The sequence below is a fragment of the Campylobacter sp. BCW_6463 genome, assembly GCF_001762785.1.
In the GTDB taxonomy this organism is placed as follows: Bacteria; Campylobacterota; Campylobacteria; order Campylobacterales; family Campylobacteraceae; genus Campylobacter_D; species Campylobacter_D jejuni.
Window position 1 is genome coordinate 484 of the sequence record NZ_MJXL01000078.1, and the last position, 14,564, is coordinate 15,047.

General features: G+C 28.8%; 16 protein-coding genes and 1 tRNA gene. 6 read left to right on the plus strand and 11 right to left on the minus strand.

All coding sequences use genetic code 11. The features are described from left to right. Window positions 1-277 precede the first annotated feature (277 nt). Entirely contained in the window at window positions 278-598 is a 321-nt protein-coding gene (locus AJ884_RS08955; protein ID WP_032704054.1) for a hypothetical protein, read from the plus strand. 239 nt (window positions 599-837) lie between these two features. On the opposite strand, the gene AJ884_RS08960 is transcribed toward AJ884_RS08955, so the two are convergent. Next, complete coding sequence (locus AJ884_RS08960; protein ID WP_002807530.1) at window positions 838-1,530, minus strand: helix-turn-helix domain-containing protein; 693 nt, start codon at window positions 1,528-1,530, stop codon at window positions 838-840. A gap of 116 nt (window positions 1,531-1,646) precedes the next feature. Here AJ884_RS08960 and AJ884_RS08965 point away from each other — a divergent pair, with 116 nt between their 5' ends. Both AJ884_RS08965 and AJ884_RS08970 read left to right on the plus strand, forming a co-directional pair. Further along, the gene (locus tag AJ884_RS08965) at window positions 1,647-2,570 is read left to right on the plus strand and encodes an AAA family ATPase (RefSeq protein ID WP_002822189.1); all 924 of its coding nucleotides are present in this window, start codon (window positions 1,647-1,649) and stop codon (window positions 2,568-2,570) included. Continuing rightward, window positions 2,570-2,842 (plus strand): helix-turn-helix domain-containing protein, encoded by a 273-nt coding sequence (locus AJ884_RS08970; protein ID WP_002807532.1) that lies wholly within the window; start codon window positions 2,570-2,572, stop codon window positions 2,840-2,842. The genes AJ884_RS08965 and AJ884_RS08970 overlap by 1 nt, the downstream gene beginning before the upstream one ends. A gap of 45 nt (window positions 2,843-2,887) precedes the next feature. Here the strand turns inward: AJ884_RS08970 and AJ884_RS08975 are convergent, their stop codons facing one another. Further along, on the minus strand, window positions 2,888-4,018 hold the full coding sequence (locus AJ884_RS08975; RefSeq protein WP_002807533.1) for a tyrosine-type recombinase/integrase: 1,131 nt from the start codon (window positions 4,016-4,018) through the stop codon (window positions 2,888-2,890). Window positions 4,019-4,125: 107 nt separating this feature from the next. On the opposite strand from AJ884_RS08975, the gene AJ884_RS10000 reads away from it, so the two are divergent. The 3 genes from AJ884_RS10000 (at window position 4,126) to AJ884_RS08990 (ending at window position 5,633) form a co-directional block, all read left to right on the plus strand. After that, window positions 4,126-4,302: transfer RNA gene (locus tag AJ884_RS10000), tRNA-Leu, on the plus strand. Window positions 4,303-4,476: 174 nt separating this feature from the next. Next, entirely contained in the window at window positions 4,477-4,893 is a 417-nt protein-coding gene (locus AJ884_RS08980; RefSeq protein WP_070209896.1) for a hypothetical protein, read from the plus strand. A gap of 302 nt (window positions 4,894-5,195) precedes the next feature. Beyond that, on the plus strand, window positions 5,196-5,633 hold the full coding sequence (locus AJ884_RS08990) for a DUF411 domain-containing protein (protein ID WP_044779906.1): 438 nt from the start codon (window positions 5,196-5,198) through the stop codon (window positions 5,631-5,633). 9 nt (window positions 5,634-5,642) lie between these two features. Here AJ884_RS08990 and AJ884_RS08995 read toward each other — a convergent pair whose 3' ends face one another. The 9 genes from AJ884_RS08995 to AJ884_RS09035 all read right to left on the minus strand — a co-directional run bounded on the left by AJ884_RS08995 (window position 5,643) and on the right by AJ884_RS09035 (window position 14,306). Continuing rightward, window positions 5,643-6,146, minus strand: a complete 504-nt coding sequence (locus AJ884_RS08995; RefSeq protein ID WP_070233505.1) for a TlpA family protein disulfide reductase — start codon at window positions 6,144-6,146, stop codon at window positions 5,643-5,645. Then, window positions 6,107-6,595, minus strand: a complete 489-nt coding sequence (locus AJ884_RS09000; protein ID WP_002851267.1) for a TlpA family protein disulfide reductase — start codon at window positions 6,593-6,595, stop codon at window positions 6,107-6,109. Before AJ884_RS09000 ends, AJ884_RS08995 begins: the two co-directional genes overlap by 40 nt. Beyond that, the gene (locus AJ884_RS09005; protein WP_002860103.1) at window positions 6,592-7,245 is read right to left on the minus strand and encodes an ABC transporter ATP-binding protein; all 654 of its coding nucleotides are present in this window, start codon (window positions 7,243-7,245) and stop codon (window positions 6,592-6,594) included. The genes AJ884_RS09000 and AJ884_RS09005 overlap by 4 nt, the downstream gene beginning before the upstream one ends. Then, window positions 7,242-8,360, minus strand: a complete 1,119-nt coding sequence (locus AJ884_RS09010) for an ABC transporter permease (RefSeq protein ID WP_002862294.1) — start codon at window positions 8,358-8,360, stop codon at window positions 7,242-7,244. The genes AJ884_RS09005 and AJ884_RS09010 overlap by 4 nt, the downstream gene beginning before the upstream one ends. Further along, complete coding sequence (locus AJ884_RS09015) at window positions 8,350-9,639, minus strand: ABC transporter permease (RefSeq protein WP_044779903.1); 1,290 nt, start codon at window positions 9,637-9,639, stop codon at window positions 8,350-8,352. The genes AJ884_RS09010 and AJ884_RS09015 overlap by 11 nt, the downstream gene beginning before the upstream one ends. Continuing rightward, window positions 9,629-11,032 (minus strand): Fe-S-containing protein, encoded by a 1,404-nt coding sequence (locus AJ884_RS09020; protein WP_070277996.1) that lies wholly within the window; start codon window positions 11,030-11,032, stop codon window positions 9,629-9,631. Before AJ884_RS09020 ends, AJ884_RS09015 begins: the two co-directional genes overlap by 11 nt. A gap of 83 nt (window positions 11,033-11,115) precedes the next feature. Further along, complete coding sequence (locus AJ884_RS09025) at window positions 11,116-11,655, minus strand: iron transporter (protein WP_002778842.1); 540 nt, start codon at window positions 11,653-11,655, stop codon at window positions 11,116-11,118. Then, window positions 11,652-13,742, minus strand: coding sequence for an FTR1 family protein (locus tag AJ884_RS09030; protein WP_070286644.1), 2,091 nt, complete (start codon window positions 13,740-13,742; stop codon window positions 11,652-11,654). Before AJ884_RS09030 ends, AJ884_RS09025 begins: the two co-directional genes overlap by 4 nt. A 351-nt stretch (window positions 13,743-14,093) precedes the next feature. Then, complete coding sequence (locus tag AJ884_RS09035; protein WP_002862290.1) at window positions 14,094-14,306, minus strand: hypothetical protein; 213 nt, start codon at window positions 14,304-14,306, stop codon at window positions 14,094-14,096. Window positions 14,307-14,564 lie beyond the last annotated feature (258 nt).

Here is a 14,564-nt window from a genome sequence, read left to right on the forward strand (position 1 = left end):
AATCGTCTATGGCTTTATTGTGATCAGTCATAACACCTCTTGGATCATAATAATTATGTTTTGATTGCTCGTGTAATCCATTTGAGAAGGACTGCAATAGAGATTAAAATTGCATATTAACTTGCAATCAACTTAAAGTTAAGTTGTAGTCAGACAAAAAAAGAAATCCGTTCCAAACCCTATAAAATAAGCATTTAATAGCAAAAATACTTACAAAAATTTATTAAAATATAATATAATTATGTTATATAAATAAGTTAATATGAAAGAAATAACAATGGATAAAGTAGAAGTAAAACTTAAAAAATCAAAAATGACTACAACCGAAAAACTCATACTTACTCTTTGGCTTTCTTGCGGAGTTGCAGCTATTGTTTTGCTTTTGGTATATTTAAAAATTATCACTAGCTTTATAGGTATTTTAGGGCTTTTATCTGTATCTAGTCTTGTAATTGCTTTTGTATTATTCCTTGCTAAAAATATAAAAATAGTTCCCTATGATGAGAAAAAGCATAGAAGAAAAAGTAAAATCGCAGAATATATAAGAAGCGGACATTGTAAATACAAACATATATTCGGTGCTATACGAGATCACTAAGCCTAGCTAAAAAGCTAGACTTATTTTTTACTCATAGCATAAAGGATTTTGTTGTAAAATTGGAAAAACTTTTTATTTATGTAAAATTACATAAATAAAACAGCCAAAATATAATATAAAAAATTCAAAGAATAACAAAAATAGTTATTTTAAAAACCAACAAATCTTTATGCAGAATGATTTTATATTCTGTTGCAAAATTTTAGTTGGTAAATAGCAACCAGTAAATATTATCTGTTTTAATCCTTAAAAATTAAATAATTAAACGAATTAAGCTCATTTATAATTATTTTTTCAACATCTTTTCTTAAATCAACAAATAAAGCATTTACATCGATCTCATCTAAGTTTTTTTCTGCCCATTCTATAATATTTCTTTTGTCTTTTTCACTTAAAACTAAAGAGTATAATTTGATATTTTTTAGAGAAATTTTAAACTTCTTTAACATGCTTATAAAATCTTTTTTACTCATTGTTGTGTGACTTAATTCTATCTTGTTTAAGTGCTTGATAAACAAGAGAAGAATTAAAAGCATTTTCTCTCCGTTTCCATTCCAGCTTTCGCTTAATTTCTCTATAAATCCTACGCCTTTGAGAGAACGAATATGTTTAGATATTTTTTGAAGCTGCATATTTACAATGTTTGATTTTAAAAAATCATTTAAGCCATTTTTTATCTGTAATTCATGTGTAAGTCTATTGTAATTTCTAAGATTTCTATGAAATTCCACATCCGCTAAATTATTTGCTAGTAGCTCATTTGGACTAATTTGAAAATGCTCACATATTTTTAGTATTATAGGAAGTGTAATGTTGTTATACCCTTTTTCCCACATACTTACTGTTTTTTGTCCTACGTTTAAAATTTCTCCCAACTCTTGTTGTGTCAATTTATGTTGTTTTCTTAAAAACTTAATATTTTCTTTTATCATAATAGAATTATCCTGTATAAAATTATTAAAATATTAAGACATTTTTCTTAAAAAAAAAATAAAAATTTATATTATTTTAAAAAAAAGAATTTATAATTCTAAAAAAGGATTAAATCATGGAAAATATAAAAAAATTTTCACTCAAATTAGAAAATTTTCATTCTTGTCAGGAATCATGGCTCTTAAAAAATTTGATTCCAAAAGAATCTTTGGGCTTGCTTTACGGTAGTAGTGCTAGCGGAAAGACGAGTGTTTGTTTGTATTTTTGCAAGGAAATTTTAAAGAAAGATAATGAAATTAGAGTGTTTTACATAAATGCAGACATGGGAATTTCGAGTTTAAAAAAATATGGTTTTGCAAATCTTCTTGAAAATTTTGTAAATCGTTTTTTTTTAATTGACTTAACGTGTTATGATAAAAAATTTATGCTTTTTGAAAATATATGTGATGAAATAATAAAAATTCAAAGTAAGTTCAATGTATTTATGATTGTTGATTCTCTAAATTGCGTTACCAAAAAAATAGGAAGATTTATAGATCCCAATTATTTATTTTCAAAAGAGAAAATAATTCGAAAAAGAGGTGGGACTGTGCTTTTTATTCATCATTTAAATAAGAGCGGAGTTTTTTCTGATAGCCACCAAATCGTCGACTACGCCGATTTTAGCTATAAGTGTGAGTATAATGAAGAAATGAATTCTATTTTATTAAAACCAGAAAAAATTGGAAGATTTTTGCTTGAAAAAATAGCATTCAAAGTTTTAAATTTTAGCAATTTAGAAAAAATGGAATTTGATAGCGTTGAGATGAGTTCTTATGAGATCGAGTTTATAAAAACTGTTTTAGAGATTTTAAAGATGGGTCGTTTTAAGCAAAATGAATTAATCAACCTAGTCTTAAGAAATTGCAAAAGATATGTCGGTCGTGAAAAGGCAAGAAAACTTTTGCAAGAATATGCAAAAAAAGGAAAATGGTGCATGCTAAAAAATCGTTTTGATAACAATTCGATTTTTTATTACTTAAAAAATGAGGAAAAATAATGGATAATATAGTAATTTGCAAAGCTAGTGATCTTGAAGATATCTTTAAAAAGATTTTAAAAGAAAATGAATTAATCAAGAATAAAACTGATGAAAATTTAAATGTACAACAGGCTTCAAACTATTTAAAAATAAGCACTTCAAAACTTTACAAGGATTGTAATTTAGGAAAAGTTCCTTTTTGTAAAATTGGCAAAAAACTTGTTTTTAAAAAAGATGATCTTGATGAATATTTAAAACTTAATAGCTCTAAAAATAGTTTAAAATTTTAATCACACTTAACTAAAAAACCGAAAAACCTAAAAAACCATTGTAAATTAGTGTTTTTCAGTTTTAAAATTACTAAAAATAGCATTTAGAGTACTATTAATAGTTTCATTTTTAATATTTGCATATCTTTTTGTAACTCCTATGCTTGAATGTCCTAATGTTTCTCCAATAGCTTCTAAAGATATACCCATATTAATACCTATATATCCTATTAAATGTCTTAAGTCATGCAATCTAATAGGAGTTTTTAATTTTTGATTTATTTTATCCCAATGCCATCTTATATCTTTATAGGGGTTTCCATCTTCTTTAATAAAAATATATCCTTTATTTTTTACTCCAATGCTTTTTAAAGCTTCTATTTGTAAAGAACTTAACGGAAATTGTAAGTTTTTCCTTGATTTATTTTGGCTTGAAGGTAAAAAATAAATTTTATTAGCAAAGTCAATATTGTCCCATTTTAATGTAAGAACTTCACTTTTTCTTCTTCCATGTAAAAGAAATATAAACATAGCTCTTATCATTAAATTTTCATAATTTATAATAGCTTTATAAAGAGCATTTCTATCCTCATCATCAATAGTAAAATATCTTTTGTTATCAAATTTTTGTATCTCTATTTCTCTTGCTATATTTTTTTCTATATAATCATTTTTAATAGCAAATTCAAATACTGGAGAAAGTATATCTTTTATCGTTTTTGTTGTTCTTGGAGATTTACCTTGATCAATCATTTTATTGACAATATTTTGCATATCTTTTAATTTGACTTGTTTTATTTTGATGTTTCCTATAATATCTTTTATATGTGCATTATATGAAAATATGGTTACCTCATAATGTTTTTTAGAAATAGTATTTTTTCGCATACTAATCCATTCTTCAAACACTTCATTTAGTTTAGGTTCTTTAATTTTAAATTTCTTTGCAAATTTTCCATTAATTCTTTGTAAGGCAATTAACTCACAATTCTTTTTAAGGGTCTGGGTGTTATTTAAAATAGGAAATATCTCATAATTTGATTTTTTTCCTTCATAATATCTTATAGCCAATTCGTATGGTATAGTTAATCTTCTTTGTAATTCTACTAAGCTAATTTCTTTTATATCCTCCAATTTCTTATCTTTGTCTATAAAATATATACCCTTGTATTCTTTTATTTTTACTAGATTTTTCAAGATATTCCTTTTTTGCTTTTAATTTACGCAGAAAATTTTATTATTTTTTACATAATATAAAATTAAAAATATACTAAAAATAGTATCTCAAATGAATTTTAGTGGTAGCGGTTTTGGTAGCGGTTTTTTTCTCAAAATGGTATAAAATAATGCTATTTTTAAGATAAACTTAAACAATAAAACGCCTATTTTTCAATACTTTGATAAAAAATGATAACAAAACGCATTAGGCTTAGGATCTGGTGCAGCAATGCGTGAAGGTTCAAGTCCTTTCATCCGCACCACTTACTTTTATTATTTTCAAACAAGAGTTGATTTCTCATAAATTTTTATTTCATTTTAAAATTTCTTATGATTGTTAGATAAAATGCAAATTTAATTTAGATAAATTTAAAAATTATCTTGCAAAAGATTTGAAAAATAATTAAAATATACAAAATTCAATTCAAGGAGATAAAATGAAAAAATTAGGTTTAGCTTTAGCAGCTTTAGTTGCTTTAAATGTGTCAGCATTTGCAGATTTGATAGTTATCAATAAAAAAGATTTAGTTCCAGTTTCAGCAAGCGAAATGCAAAACAAATATTTCCAAGAGAGCATCAAACCAATTATAGATCAGCCACTTTTTAAAAAGGCAACTTTTTATGAAGCAGATATTGTTGCAAAAGTTGATCCAAGAACTTATAATTCAACTCAAGCTATAATACAAAAAATATATTCAGATAAAAGCAATTATGTTTATTATAAACAAGTTCTTATATTAACTAGTGATGGTAAAAGAGCTAAGCTCTCTACTCTTTCTTGCGAAATTGCAAGTTTTGATAAGAAGGGATATTTATGTGGAGGAACAAGCGATCATAATTATTCTATTAAGTAAATATTGCAAATAAAAATCCGCCTTGAGTTTTCACTCTTGGTGGAAATCCACTATTAGAACATACTATGAAAAAACATAGTAAGTATAAAGTATATCTAAATTTTAAGCTTTTTAAGTTAAAAAATTCTAGTTTTTTTTAAAATCGTTTTATCTTTTATATCTTTGCCGTAAAGACAAAATCAGCACCCATTAAAAATCTTTTTCTTGATTAAATTTTTGTAAATTCATTTTTAGTGTTAAAAATGTGATGGTATTAACTTTATAAAAGTATTATTACATATTTTTTACTTAGGATAGCAATTATGAAAAAAACAATTTTAACCATTCTTTTTTTACTCACTCTTACGCAGGCTAAGGAAATACAAGTTTATGAAAGTCCTACTTGTGGCTGTTGTGATCTTTGGGTTGATTATATGAAAGCTAAGGGTTATGAGGTTAGTATTCATAAAACCAATGATTTTCTTAAAATCAAAGAAAAAATGGGTATAAAAGATGAGTATCAAAGTTGCCATACGGGTGTGATCGAAGGCTATGCTATTGAAGGGCATGTTCCTGAAAGTGCCATAGCATGGTTGCTTGAAAACAAACCTAAAGATGTTATAGGAATTTCAGCTCCTGGCATGCCGCAAGGAAGCCCAGGAATGGAACAAGGTTATAGTGAAAAATATCCTGTAATTTTGATGAAAAAAGATGGAAGCTATGAGCTTTATGGATATTTTATAGGAGATAAAAAGCTTTAAAGTAAATTTTTAGCTTTTTACTTTTTTGATTTCTTTTTCAAGTATGCTATAAGGAGTTAAGCCTATGAATTTTTCATCCATTTTTCCTTCTTTGAAAAAACTAAGCACAGGTACTCCATATATTTCCCCAATGGCACTTGAAAGGTATTTAGCTGCTCTTTTTTCATAAAACATTGCTAAATTAGATAAACCTTTTTCATCAGCCCAAGCTTTTGCATCATTTGCATCATTTGCATCGCCTAAAACCACAAAGATATTAAAATCATAATTTTTAGCCAAATTCTGTAAAATAGGAATTTGTTCTTTACAAACTCCACAATCTTTTGTGAAAAATATTAAGGCAAAATTTTGTGCTTTATCATTTATTTTTAGGCTTTTTTCAAAACCATTGTAGGCAAAATTATAGGTTTTATCACTATTTAAAGCTTTAAAATTTTCTCCACTATCACAAGCTACAAAAAATAAAGCTATGATTAAAGCAAAGAAATAAGCTTGGATTCGAAAAATTCCCATGGTTTTTCTCCTAAAATTCTATCTTTTATCATCCCATCTTTAATGATGATGGTAGTAGGGGTTGCAAACACAGCATAACGATCATTGGTGATTTTAAGATCGTCTTTTAAAACTTTTACATTTTTAAAGTCAAATTGTTCGGCTAAAACTTTAACCACATTGGCATTATCGATGGAATTTATAGCATAAACACTGATTTTATTGGGGTGATTTTGTATGAATTCATCCAAAGAAGGGAGTTCTTTTAAACAAGAAGGGCAGCCATTTTGAAAAAAGACTAAGACTTTTAAACTTGTATTATCATCAGCAAGTTTTACAGCTTTTCCTAAAGTATCTTTAGCTGAAATTTCAGCGCTTTTTTCTCCAACTTTTCCAGTATCTTTTGAATTTTCAAAAGAACAAGCATTGAGCAAAAACAAAATGCTTAAGATTAAAAGGCTTTTTTTCATTTTAACACCCCATGTTGTAAGATAAGGGTTCGATCTGCGAATTTGGCTAAATCAGGATTGTGTGTGATTAAAACTATGGTTTTACCTTCATTTTTTAATTTTTGCAAGGTTTGAAGAACGATTTGTTCATTGGCTTCATCTAAATTCCCTGTGGGTTCATCTGCGAGTAAAAGCTCTGGGTTGTTGATCAAAGCTCTTGCTATACAAACTCTTTGTTGTTCCCCGCCACTTAATTGGCTAGGTAAATGAGTGAGTCTATGTGAAAGTCCTACTTTTTCAAGAACCATTTTAGCATCTTCTTCATCTACGCTTGAGTGATAATACTGAGAGAGCATAACATTTTCTAAGGCGTTAAGATAGGGGATAAGATGAAATTGTTGAAAGACAAGTCCTATTTTTTCACGACGCAAGGTGATTTTTTGCTCTTCATCCATTTGCTCTAGGTTTTCATTGTCTAAGATATACTCCCCAGAGCTTGGAGTATCCATGAGTGATAGTATGTTTAAAAGCGTTGATTTTCCACTTCCTGATGGACCCATGATGGCAAGCCATTCTCCTTCATAGACGCTTAAGTTGATATTGTTTAAGGCTTTAACTTTGCCAAATTCTTTATTTAAGTTGTTTATTTTAATAAGTTCTTTTTTCATCATTCACCTTTCAAATTTTCACACACATTGATTTTTAATGCTCTTTTTATAGGAAAAAATGCAGCCAAAAAGGCAAAAATCAAAGAAATGATTAAGGCTATAAAAACAGCTATAAATCTAAAATCAATACTAGAATTAAAAATCAAATAACCAAAGACATTGGCTAAAAATATCCCACAAAAAGCTCCGATTAAACTAGCAAAAAAACTTACTATAAAGCATTCACTAGCAAAAAGTTTAAAAATTTCACTTTTTTTTGCACCCAAGGCTAAACGCAGTGCGATTTCTTTTTTGCGAGAAAATATAATAGAACTTAAGGTCGTATTAACGCTAGTGGTGACTATGATCAATACTACAAGTATGATTAAAAACATTAAAGCTTTGATTTTTCCAAGTACTAAACCTTCGCTTAAGGATACTGAAGATATAGGTTTTGCATCGATGAATTCATTGTTGATTGCTTGTGTTTTGGCTTTAACTTCATCAAAATTTCCATAAACTACAGCATTAGCATAGTTAATACCGGCTCTATCGCTTAAATTTTGCACCACGCTTAAAGGGGCTAAAACAATGCTATCAAATTCATCATTGCTTGAAAGTATGCCTTTTATGGTAAGTTTTATGCTTTTTCCGTTGTTTGGATTGTAAATTTGAAGTTCATTGCCTGTTTTTAGGCCTAGTTGCTTGGCTAAATTAACCCCTAAAAAGGCTGAATTTTCATCAAAATCATTTAGAGAAAAGCTTCCTTCTTTAACTTCTAAAAAAGGTTTAGTGATTTTTAAAGCCCTAAAATCAGTGCCTAAAACCACTCCGCTTGTACTACCTAAATTTAAAAAATCATACAAAAAAGGAGTTAAAGCTCTAGCCTTTAAATTTTCTTTTATTTTTTCATACTCAGCATTGGAGATAAAATTTTCATCCTGCTTCGGGCTTATCATTACATTTGCTCCATAGGCTTTTAATTCTTTAGAAAGTTTGGTGTCAATATCAAAATAAATATTTAAAAAAGCTGAGCAAGTAAGTGCTCCTATAAAAACACTTAAAACTATTATAAAAAGTCTTTGATAAGAAAAGCTAATGCTTTTAAAAAGCTCATTAAGGAAAAACTTATCTACCATAAAGCACTCCTGCAGCTGAAAGTTGTGTGATATTTTTGATAGGAAGCAAGCAACCTAGCAAGGCAATAAGTCCTGCAAAAATAAAGCTTAAAGGTAAAGCTACAAAGGCTATATCAATAAAATATCCAAAAATGCTAAGGCTGATGATTTGAGAAAGTGCTGTGCCAAAAATAAAGCCAAATAAAGCAGCAAATAAAGCTACGATTAAATTTTCACTAGCAAAGATGAGATAAATTTGAAAAGTATTAGCACCAAGTACTTTTAAAAGTCCTATTTCTTTTTTTCTACGATGAATTTCAGAACTCATCAGACTTGAAATCGCAATACTTGCAACAATAAGACAAATAATACAAGTAATGCCCATTAAGGATTGGATCTTTTTAACCACCAAGCTTTGAGCATCGCTTATAGCATTTAGAGCTTTTGCATCAGCACCTGGTAAGCCATCACTAATTTGACTAGCGATTGAGCCTACATAAGCTGAGCAATACCATTTGTCATATTCTAACTGATCTAATTTTTCTTCGCCCATGCGACGCACTTTTTCAGAAAGGGCTGATTCAGGTATGGTAAAAGCTCTTACTTCTGCACTTGAGTAAAGCCCTTGTTTGTTGAGTAAATCTTGAGCTAAATTTAAAGGAGCGATGATTTTATTTGACATTTTAGGATTGGCATGAAGTAAAATGCCTACGATTTTTGCTTCTTTGCTTTGATTGTTTTCTCCTATGAGTTTGATAGTATCTCCTAATTTTAGTTTATTGTTTTTAGCAAAGTCTTCGCCTAGCATGATTTCATTGCTATCATCTTTTGCCCATTCCCCTTGGACTGCTAAATAAGGATAAAGACTTTTTATACCTGTGATAAAATCATCATCATCTTTAATTTTTATGGCTTTTTGAAAATAAGTGCCATAAATAAGTGCTTTTTGCTGGGAGTTTTCAATTGCGATTTTACCTTCTAAAAAAGGAGCAAGTGCGGTGATGTTGTTACGCCAATAAATGTCTTTAATCATATATAAATTTTTTTCTTCTAGGTAGTTTTTGTTTTTTAAGGGTTCATAAAGTTCATTACCTATTTCTATACTAAGGCTTGAGCCTTTGGGTAAAACAAGGATATTAGAGCCATAGCTTTTGAGTTGTTTAGTTACTTCATCGCCTATACTTAGGGTAATATTTAGCATAGTAGAGAGTAAAAGCGTGGCTAAAAAACAAGTAAGAAAGGCTAAAAATTTTTGAATTTTGTTTTTAAATATAGAGTTAAAAATCATTTTAGCCAACATCGTTTCTCCTTTGGATTAAAAATTGGGCTTCGTTTTCTTCTACATATTTTGCAGGATCTTTTTTAAATTCTTCATAGTTGTTTTGATTTGAAAAATAATAAGTAATCCCTTTATAGCTATAAGAAAAAGGAGCTTGGGTGTTTATAATTTTTGTTTTTGATACAGGATCTTGCACTTCGATTTCTTTGATTTGACTAAAATAATTAGATCCTGCTATTACATCTTTAACATCTATGGTGATTTTTTTACCATCGTATTCGTATTTGAGTGGGATAGGATTGCAACCCCCGCTTTTGCCTACACTAGGCAAGAAAATACGCACATTGCAAGAAATGCAAATGAGTTGTCCATCTTTTTTGATATAGCCCATATCTCCACAAATCATACAAGCATCAAAAACAGCTACAGGAGAATCCTTATCTTCTCTTTTGTTGATAAGAAAAAACCTTATCACTTTGCCTTCAGCACTGATATAAGCAAAGCGGTGGAGTTTGTTATCCCTTAAAAGAGCTATATCAAAGATAAATTTGCCATTCTTATCGGGTAAAATTTCTTTAGGCTCATCTATGGTTAAAGGCTTAGAGCTTACCATAAAAAAGTATAAAACAATGCAAAAACTTATAACACAGGAGATAAAAACACTGGAAAAATAGCGATTAATAAGACTTGTTTTAGCTTCATTTTTGCGATAATTTATATCTAAAATTTGTTTTTTGCTTATATTTTTTTTGCGAATTTTTAAGCTTAAGAATGCTAAAAAAGTGATGAAAATTAAATAAACATAAATTCCAAAAACACCAAAATAATTACTTTTTCCTACAAAACTCACCAAAAAAGCATGAGTTTCTATGATGGAATTTCGCATTAAAGTAAGCAAGATATTGGCTAGAGCTTTATCGCTTTCTATAAGGATAAGCAGTAAAAACAGCATAAAGCTTGTTTTTTGATTAAAATTTTTTTGCCATTTTAAAAAGAAGAAAATCAAAATACAAACAAGCAAGGCTAAAGCAATAAAACCTAAAGAGCTTATACCTTCGCTATCGATTAAAGAGCTAGTAAAAATAGGGAAATCTTGACTTAAAAAATAATAATGCAAAGCGGTGCAAAAACTTAAAATTCCTAATAAAATAAAATTTAAAATTTCAATTTTTTTCCAAAAATAAAATATAAAGCTTACTAGCAATAAACCTATAAAAACAAAATCAAAATTAAAGATTAAATTTTCGGTTTTTAAAAATTGTGCCGCGATAAAAAAAGCAAAATATCCAAATAAAAAGCCCAAAAAAACTACTAAAAAACTTTTAAAAATATATTTTTTATCAGGAGTGATAAAGGCTATTAAAATACTTAGTGGCAAAACACTGATAAGAAAATGCACAAAATATATACTCATAATTTACTCTTTAAACATTGTTATTTTAATTTTTTCAAATAAAAATAAAAATATTTAAACACTCGGAAAATCCGAGCGTAAAATTATTTTGGCGTGCCTGTGTATTTGAATTTATAATCTACTTTAAAAGGCTCAAACCACTTGCCCACGCCTGTTTCTTCATCAACATGGCGTCCAAAACCTTGTTTTTCTGGATTTGAGATATAAAAAGTAAGTTCATAATTTCCTACGCCAAAGCCACCTTTTTTATCTTTTTCCATAGCAATATTTGCACCATAGTGAGGACCATCATCAGCCACCATAGGCATCAAAGTTCCACGTTTAATTGCACCTGTGTCGGTATTTTTAAGTTCATAAGCTATAGTTAAATAAGGCATCCAAAAACCTTCTGGAAAACCATTTGGATTGTTTTTAAGTGCGTGAATGTCAGCTTCTAGGTGAATATCTGCTAAAGATGCAGCTAAATCAATACCTCTTGGCTCCATTTCAATAGGTTGTAAATAAACAGCGGCTATTTCCATGCCATTAAGTTCTTTTGGATCGCCGATCGGCACTTCGCCTGCAAATAAATTTGTACTAATAACCGCAGCTGCAGCAACTACTGATAAAACTTTTTTTATCATGATTCTACTCCTTTTTTTGAAATTTGTTTTGTTATTAAAATGCCAATAATTAGCATGATCAAAACTATAAATTGAGGGATTAAGGTTTCATAGTAAGGATAAATTCCAAGCCATAAAATCGGTTCAAAATTCATAGGTATAAGACTAGGAATGATGACTTTTCCTTCTATGAGTTCAGCTATGCCTTTGCCTGTAAAAACAAAAACCATGTAAAAAATAATGTAAGAAGTGATATAGAAAAATTGTTTTACAGGTATGCGAATGGCTCCTGCTTTTAAAAGAAAATATAAAACAATAAGTATTAAAATTCCAAGTCCAAGCCCACCAAAAACAGCACTAAAATCAGTGCTTGTTTTAGTATCAAAAAGCAAGGCTTGATAAAAAAGCACAGTTTCTGCACCTTCTCTATAAACAGCTAAAAATACGGTGATCCAAAGGGTTTTTGCACTATTGTTTGATATAGCATCTATAGCACCTTGTTTGATAAAGCTTGTCCATTTTTTATTTTGTGCGTTTGAAAGTAGCCAAAAGCCCACATAAAAGAGTAGTAATACGGCTATAAGCATGGTAATACCCTCTATAAGCTCTCTACTTTGTCCTGCATTTTCTTTGAATAGCCAAGAAACTCCAAAAGCGGTAATAAAACTTAAAATCACTCCTGTAAAAAGAGCACTATAGGCGATATTTAGACGATTTTTGTTGCCACTTTGCACAAGATAAGAAACAATGGCTACAACGATAATCAAAGCTTCCAAGCCTTCACGCAAAATAATGCCTAAAGCCCATATAAACAACGAATAAGGGGTGGAATCTTGAATTTTATCTACACTGTTTGCTATGAGTTGTTCTAAGTCATTAAAAGTAGCTTCAAGCTCTTTTTTATCTGCACTTGCTTTAATCAGTGCTACGCCTTTGGAAAATAAACTTTCTATTTTAAGTTTTAAGCCGCTATCTACAGCACCGATTTTATTTTCCATACCGCTTGCTTCAAAAGTATCTAGATAAATTCCTTGCAAATCATCTACTATAGAAGCGCTAAAGCCATCATAATGTTTCAAAATTCCATCTAAGGCAAGTTTGATATCATTAGAAACTTTGGCATAATCTTTGCCTTTTGTTTCATCATTAAAGCCTGAAATTTGCAAACTTGAAAGTTCTGAATTTGGAATTTGTAAGAAAACATCAAAAATTTGTTCTTCTATGTTATCTAAGCCATTTCTTAAGTCTTTTTCATCTATTTTTGCATCGTTGATTTGGCGTATAAGGGTGCGTATGGCTTGTTGAATTTTTTGATCGTTTCCTGCTTTGGTAAATTTATTTACTAAAATTTCTACTTTGGTATTGCGATAATCACTAAATAAGGCATCATTTAAAAAATCTTTACTAGCTTGGTAGTTTTTTTCTTTAAAAGCATTAGCTGCCTGTGAAAATTTGGTAGAGATATTATCTAGTATAAATTGCAATCTTGCGTCCATTGCAGCAGCAGCTTGTAAATCAGCGCTTGCATTATCATCTGTAAGTTTGCTCGCATCGTTGTTTGTAGGTGTAGGAACTTGGGTGGTTAAAGAGCTTTGTGCTAAATCTTTTTTATCCACGCCCATCATTTGTGCGATTAAAGCTTCTGCATCAGCTTCGCGTTTGGCATTGGCTTCTAGGCTTGATTTTTCAGCTTTAGCCTTATCATAGTTTGTATCGCTTGCTTCTGCTTTTAAACGATATCCATTTTGTAAGATTGGGGCTACTTCATCAAGATCATAATAAAGACTATCAATTAAAGCATTAATTTGTGTTAAAGGAGCTTCATCTTTATACATGCGACGCAAATTTACAAATTTACGCTCCATGGTGATGGCTTTTCTTCCTATGTTTCTTCCTATAGGGCCTTCCATATTTTCAAAATGTTGAAAATACGCATCTTCGCTAAGCTTTTTAGCACCTAGATTATCACCCTTTTTGTAAGTTTCTATGCTTTGTTTTAGCATATCTTTGATAAGATTTGCTTCATTAATATAATCATCTACTCTAGCAAAAGCTGAGCTTGATAAAAAAATACTTACAATTAAAAATATAATTTTAAAAATTTTCATTATCATTACCCTTGGTTTTTGATAAAAATAATATTTATTATCAAAATAAATAATGGCTAGTATAATATTAAAAATCTTAAATAGAACTAAAAAATAAGCTTTTGTATCGATAATATTTTTTATTAATTATATTTAAGATATATTTTAATAAATTTTTAAATATATCTTATTTTTGTGATTTAATATGGGTTGTTTTTAAGTATCGCAAGGCTTTCTTCTAAGCTATGCACTTTGGGATATTGTTTTTGTATTTTTAATTTTTCATTTTTTAGTGTTTTAAAAGCTTAATAAAAATCAAAAAATCATTTATTGCGTATTCTTTAAGGAGATATAGCTATAGTATATTTTAGACTAAGCAGATATATCCAAAAGTTTATCTTTTTTGTTGGTATCTGTGTTTGTAGAATCGCTATTGTCTTTATTTACTTCTTCTTTCTCAGCTTCAGCTTCTACTTTCTCTTTTTTTTCTTGAGATTTTAAAGAAAAATCTATAGTTTGCCTATTTACTTCACTTTTGCCAAAATTTGTGGTATCCATAACGCCACAAGGTGTTACCAGTATCATTTCATTAACCTCTTAGTTTACAATGTTTACTAAACTTAAGATATTTTTTTCATTTTTTTCTTAAGTTGTAATTTTTGATTATATTATAAATCGTATAAAATAAGATAAAACTTAAATTTATTGAAATAAATTTTTATCCATTTAATTCACTTTTAAAAGTACCAACCATTTATATTTTGCTTATTGTTTCATAGTGTAAAAATTTTTAAAATAGGATTTTATCTTAAAAAATTTATGATTTTTAATTTCAGATATTGG

Bases quoted from the DNA above. Each gene is read 5' to 3' on its own strand.
- AJ884_RS08955 (WP_032704054.1), top strand. From the start codon at position 278: ATGGATAAAGTAGAAGTAAAACTTAAAAAATCAAAAATGACTACAACC.
- AJ884_RS08960 (WP_002807530.1), bottom strand. From the start codon at position 1,530: ATGATAAAAGAAAATATTAAGTTTTTAAGAAAACAACATAAATTGACA.
- AJ884_RS08965 (WP_002822189.1), top strand. From the start codon at position 1,647: ATGGAAAATATAAAAAAATTTTCACTCAAATTAGAAAATTTTCATTCT.
- AJ884_RS08970 (WP_002807532.1), top strand. From the start codon at position 2,570: ATGGATAATATAGTAATTTGCAAAGCTAGTGATCTTGAAGATATCTTT.
- AJ884_RS08980 (WP_070209896.1), top strand. From the start codon at position 4,477: ATGAAAAAATTAGGTTTAGCTTTAGCAGCTTTAGTTGCTTTAAATGTG.
- AJ884_RS08990 (WP_044779906.1), top strand. From the start codon at position 5,196: ATGAAAAAAACAATTTTAACCATTCTTTTTTTACTCACTCTTACGCAG.
- AJ884_RS08995 (WP_070233505.1), bottom strand. From the start codon at position 6,146: ATGGGAATTTTTCGAATCCAAGCTTATTTCTTTGCTTTAATCATAGCT.
- AJ884_RS09000 (WP_002851267.1), bottom strand. From the start codon at position 6,595: ATGAAAAAAAGCCTTTTAATCTTAAGCATTTTGTTTTTGCTCAATGCT.
- AJ884_RS09005 (WP_002860103.1), bottom strand. From the start codon at position 7,245: ATGATGAAAAAAGAACTTATTAAAATAAACAACTTAAATAAAGAATTT.
- AJ884_RS09010 (WP_002862294.1), bottom strand. From the start codon at position 8,360: ATGGTAGATAAGTTTTTCCTTAATGAGCTTTTTAAAAGCATTAGCTTT.
- AJ884_RS09015 (WP_044779903.1), bottom strand. From the start codon at position 9,639: ATGTTGGCTAAAATGATTTTTAACTCTATATTTAAAAACAAAATTCAA.
- AJ884_RS09020 (WP_070277996.1), bottom strand. From the start codon at position 11,032: ATGAGTATATATTTTGTGCATTTTCTTATCAGTGTTTTGCCACTAAGT.
- AJ884_RS09025 (WP_002778842.1), bottom strand. From the start codon at position 11,655: ATGATAAAAAAAGTTTTATCAGTAGTTGCTGCAGCTGCGGTTATTAGT.
- AJ884_RS09030 (WP_070286644.1), bottom strand. From the start codon at position 13,742: ATGAAAATTTTTAAAATTATATTTTTAATTGTAAGTATTTTTTTATCA.
- AJ884_RS09035 (WP_002862290.1), bottom strand. From the start codon at position 14,306: ATGATACTGGTAACACCTTGTGGCGTTATGGATACCACAAATTTTGGC.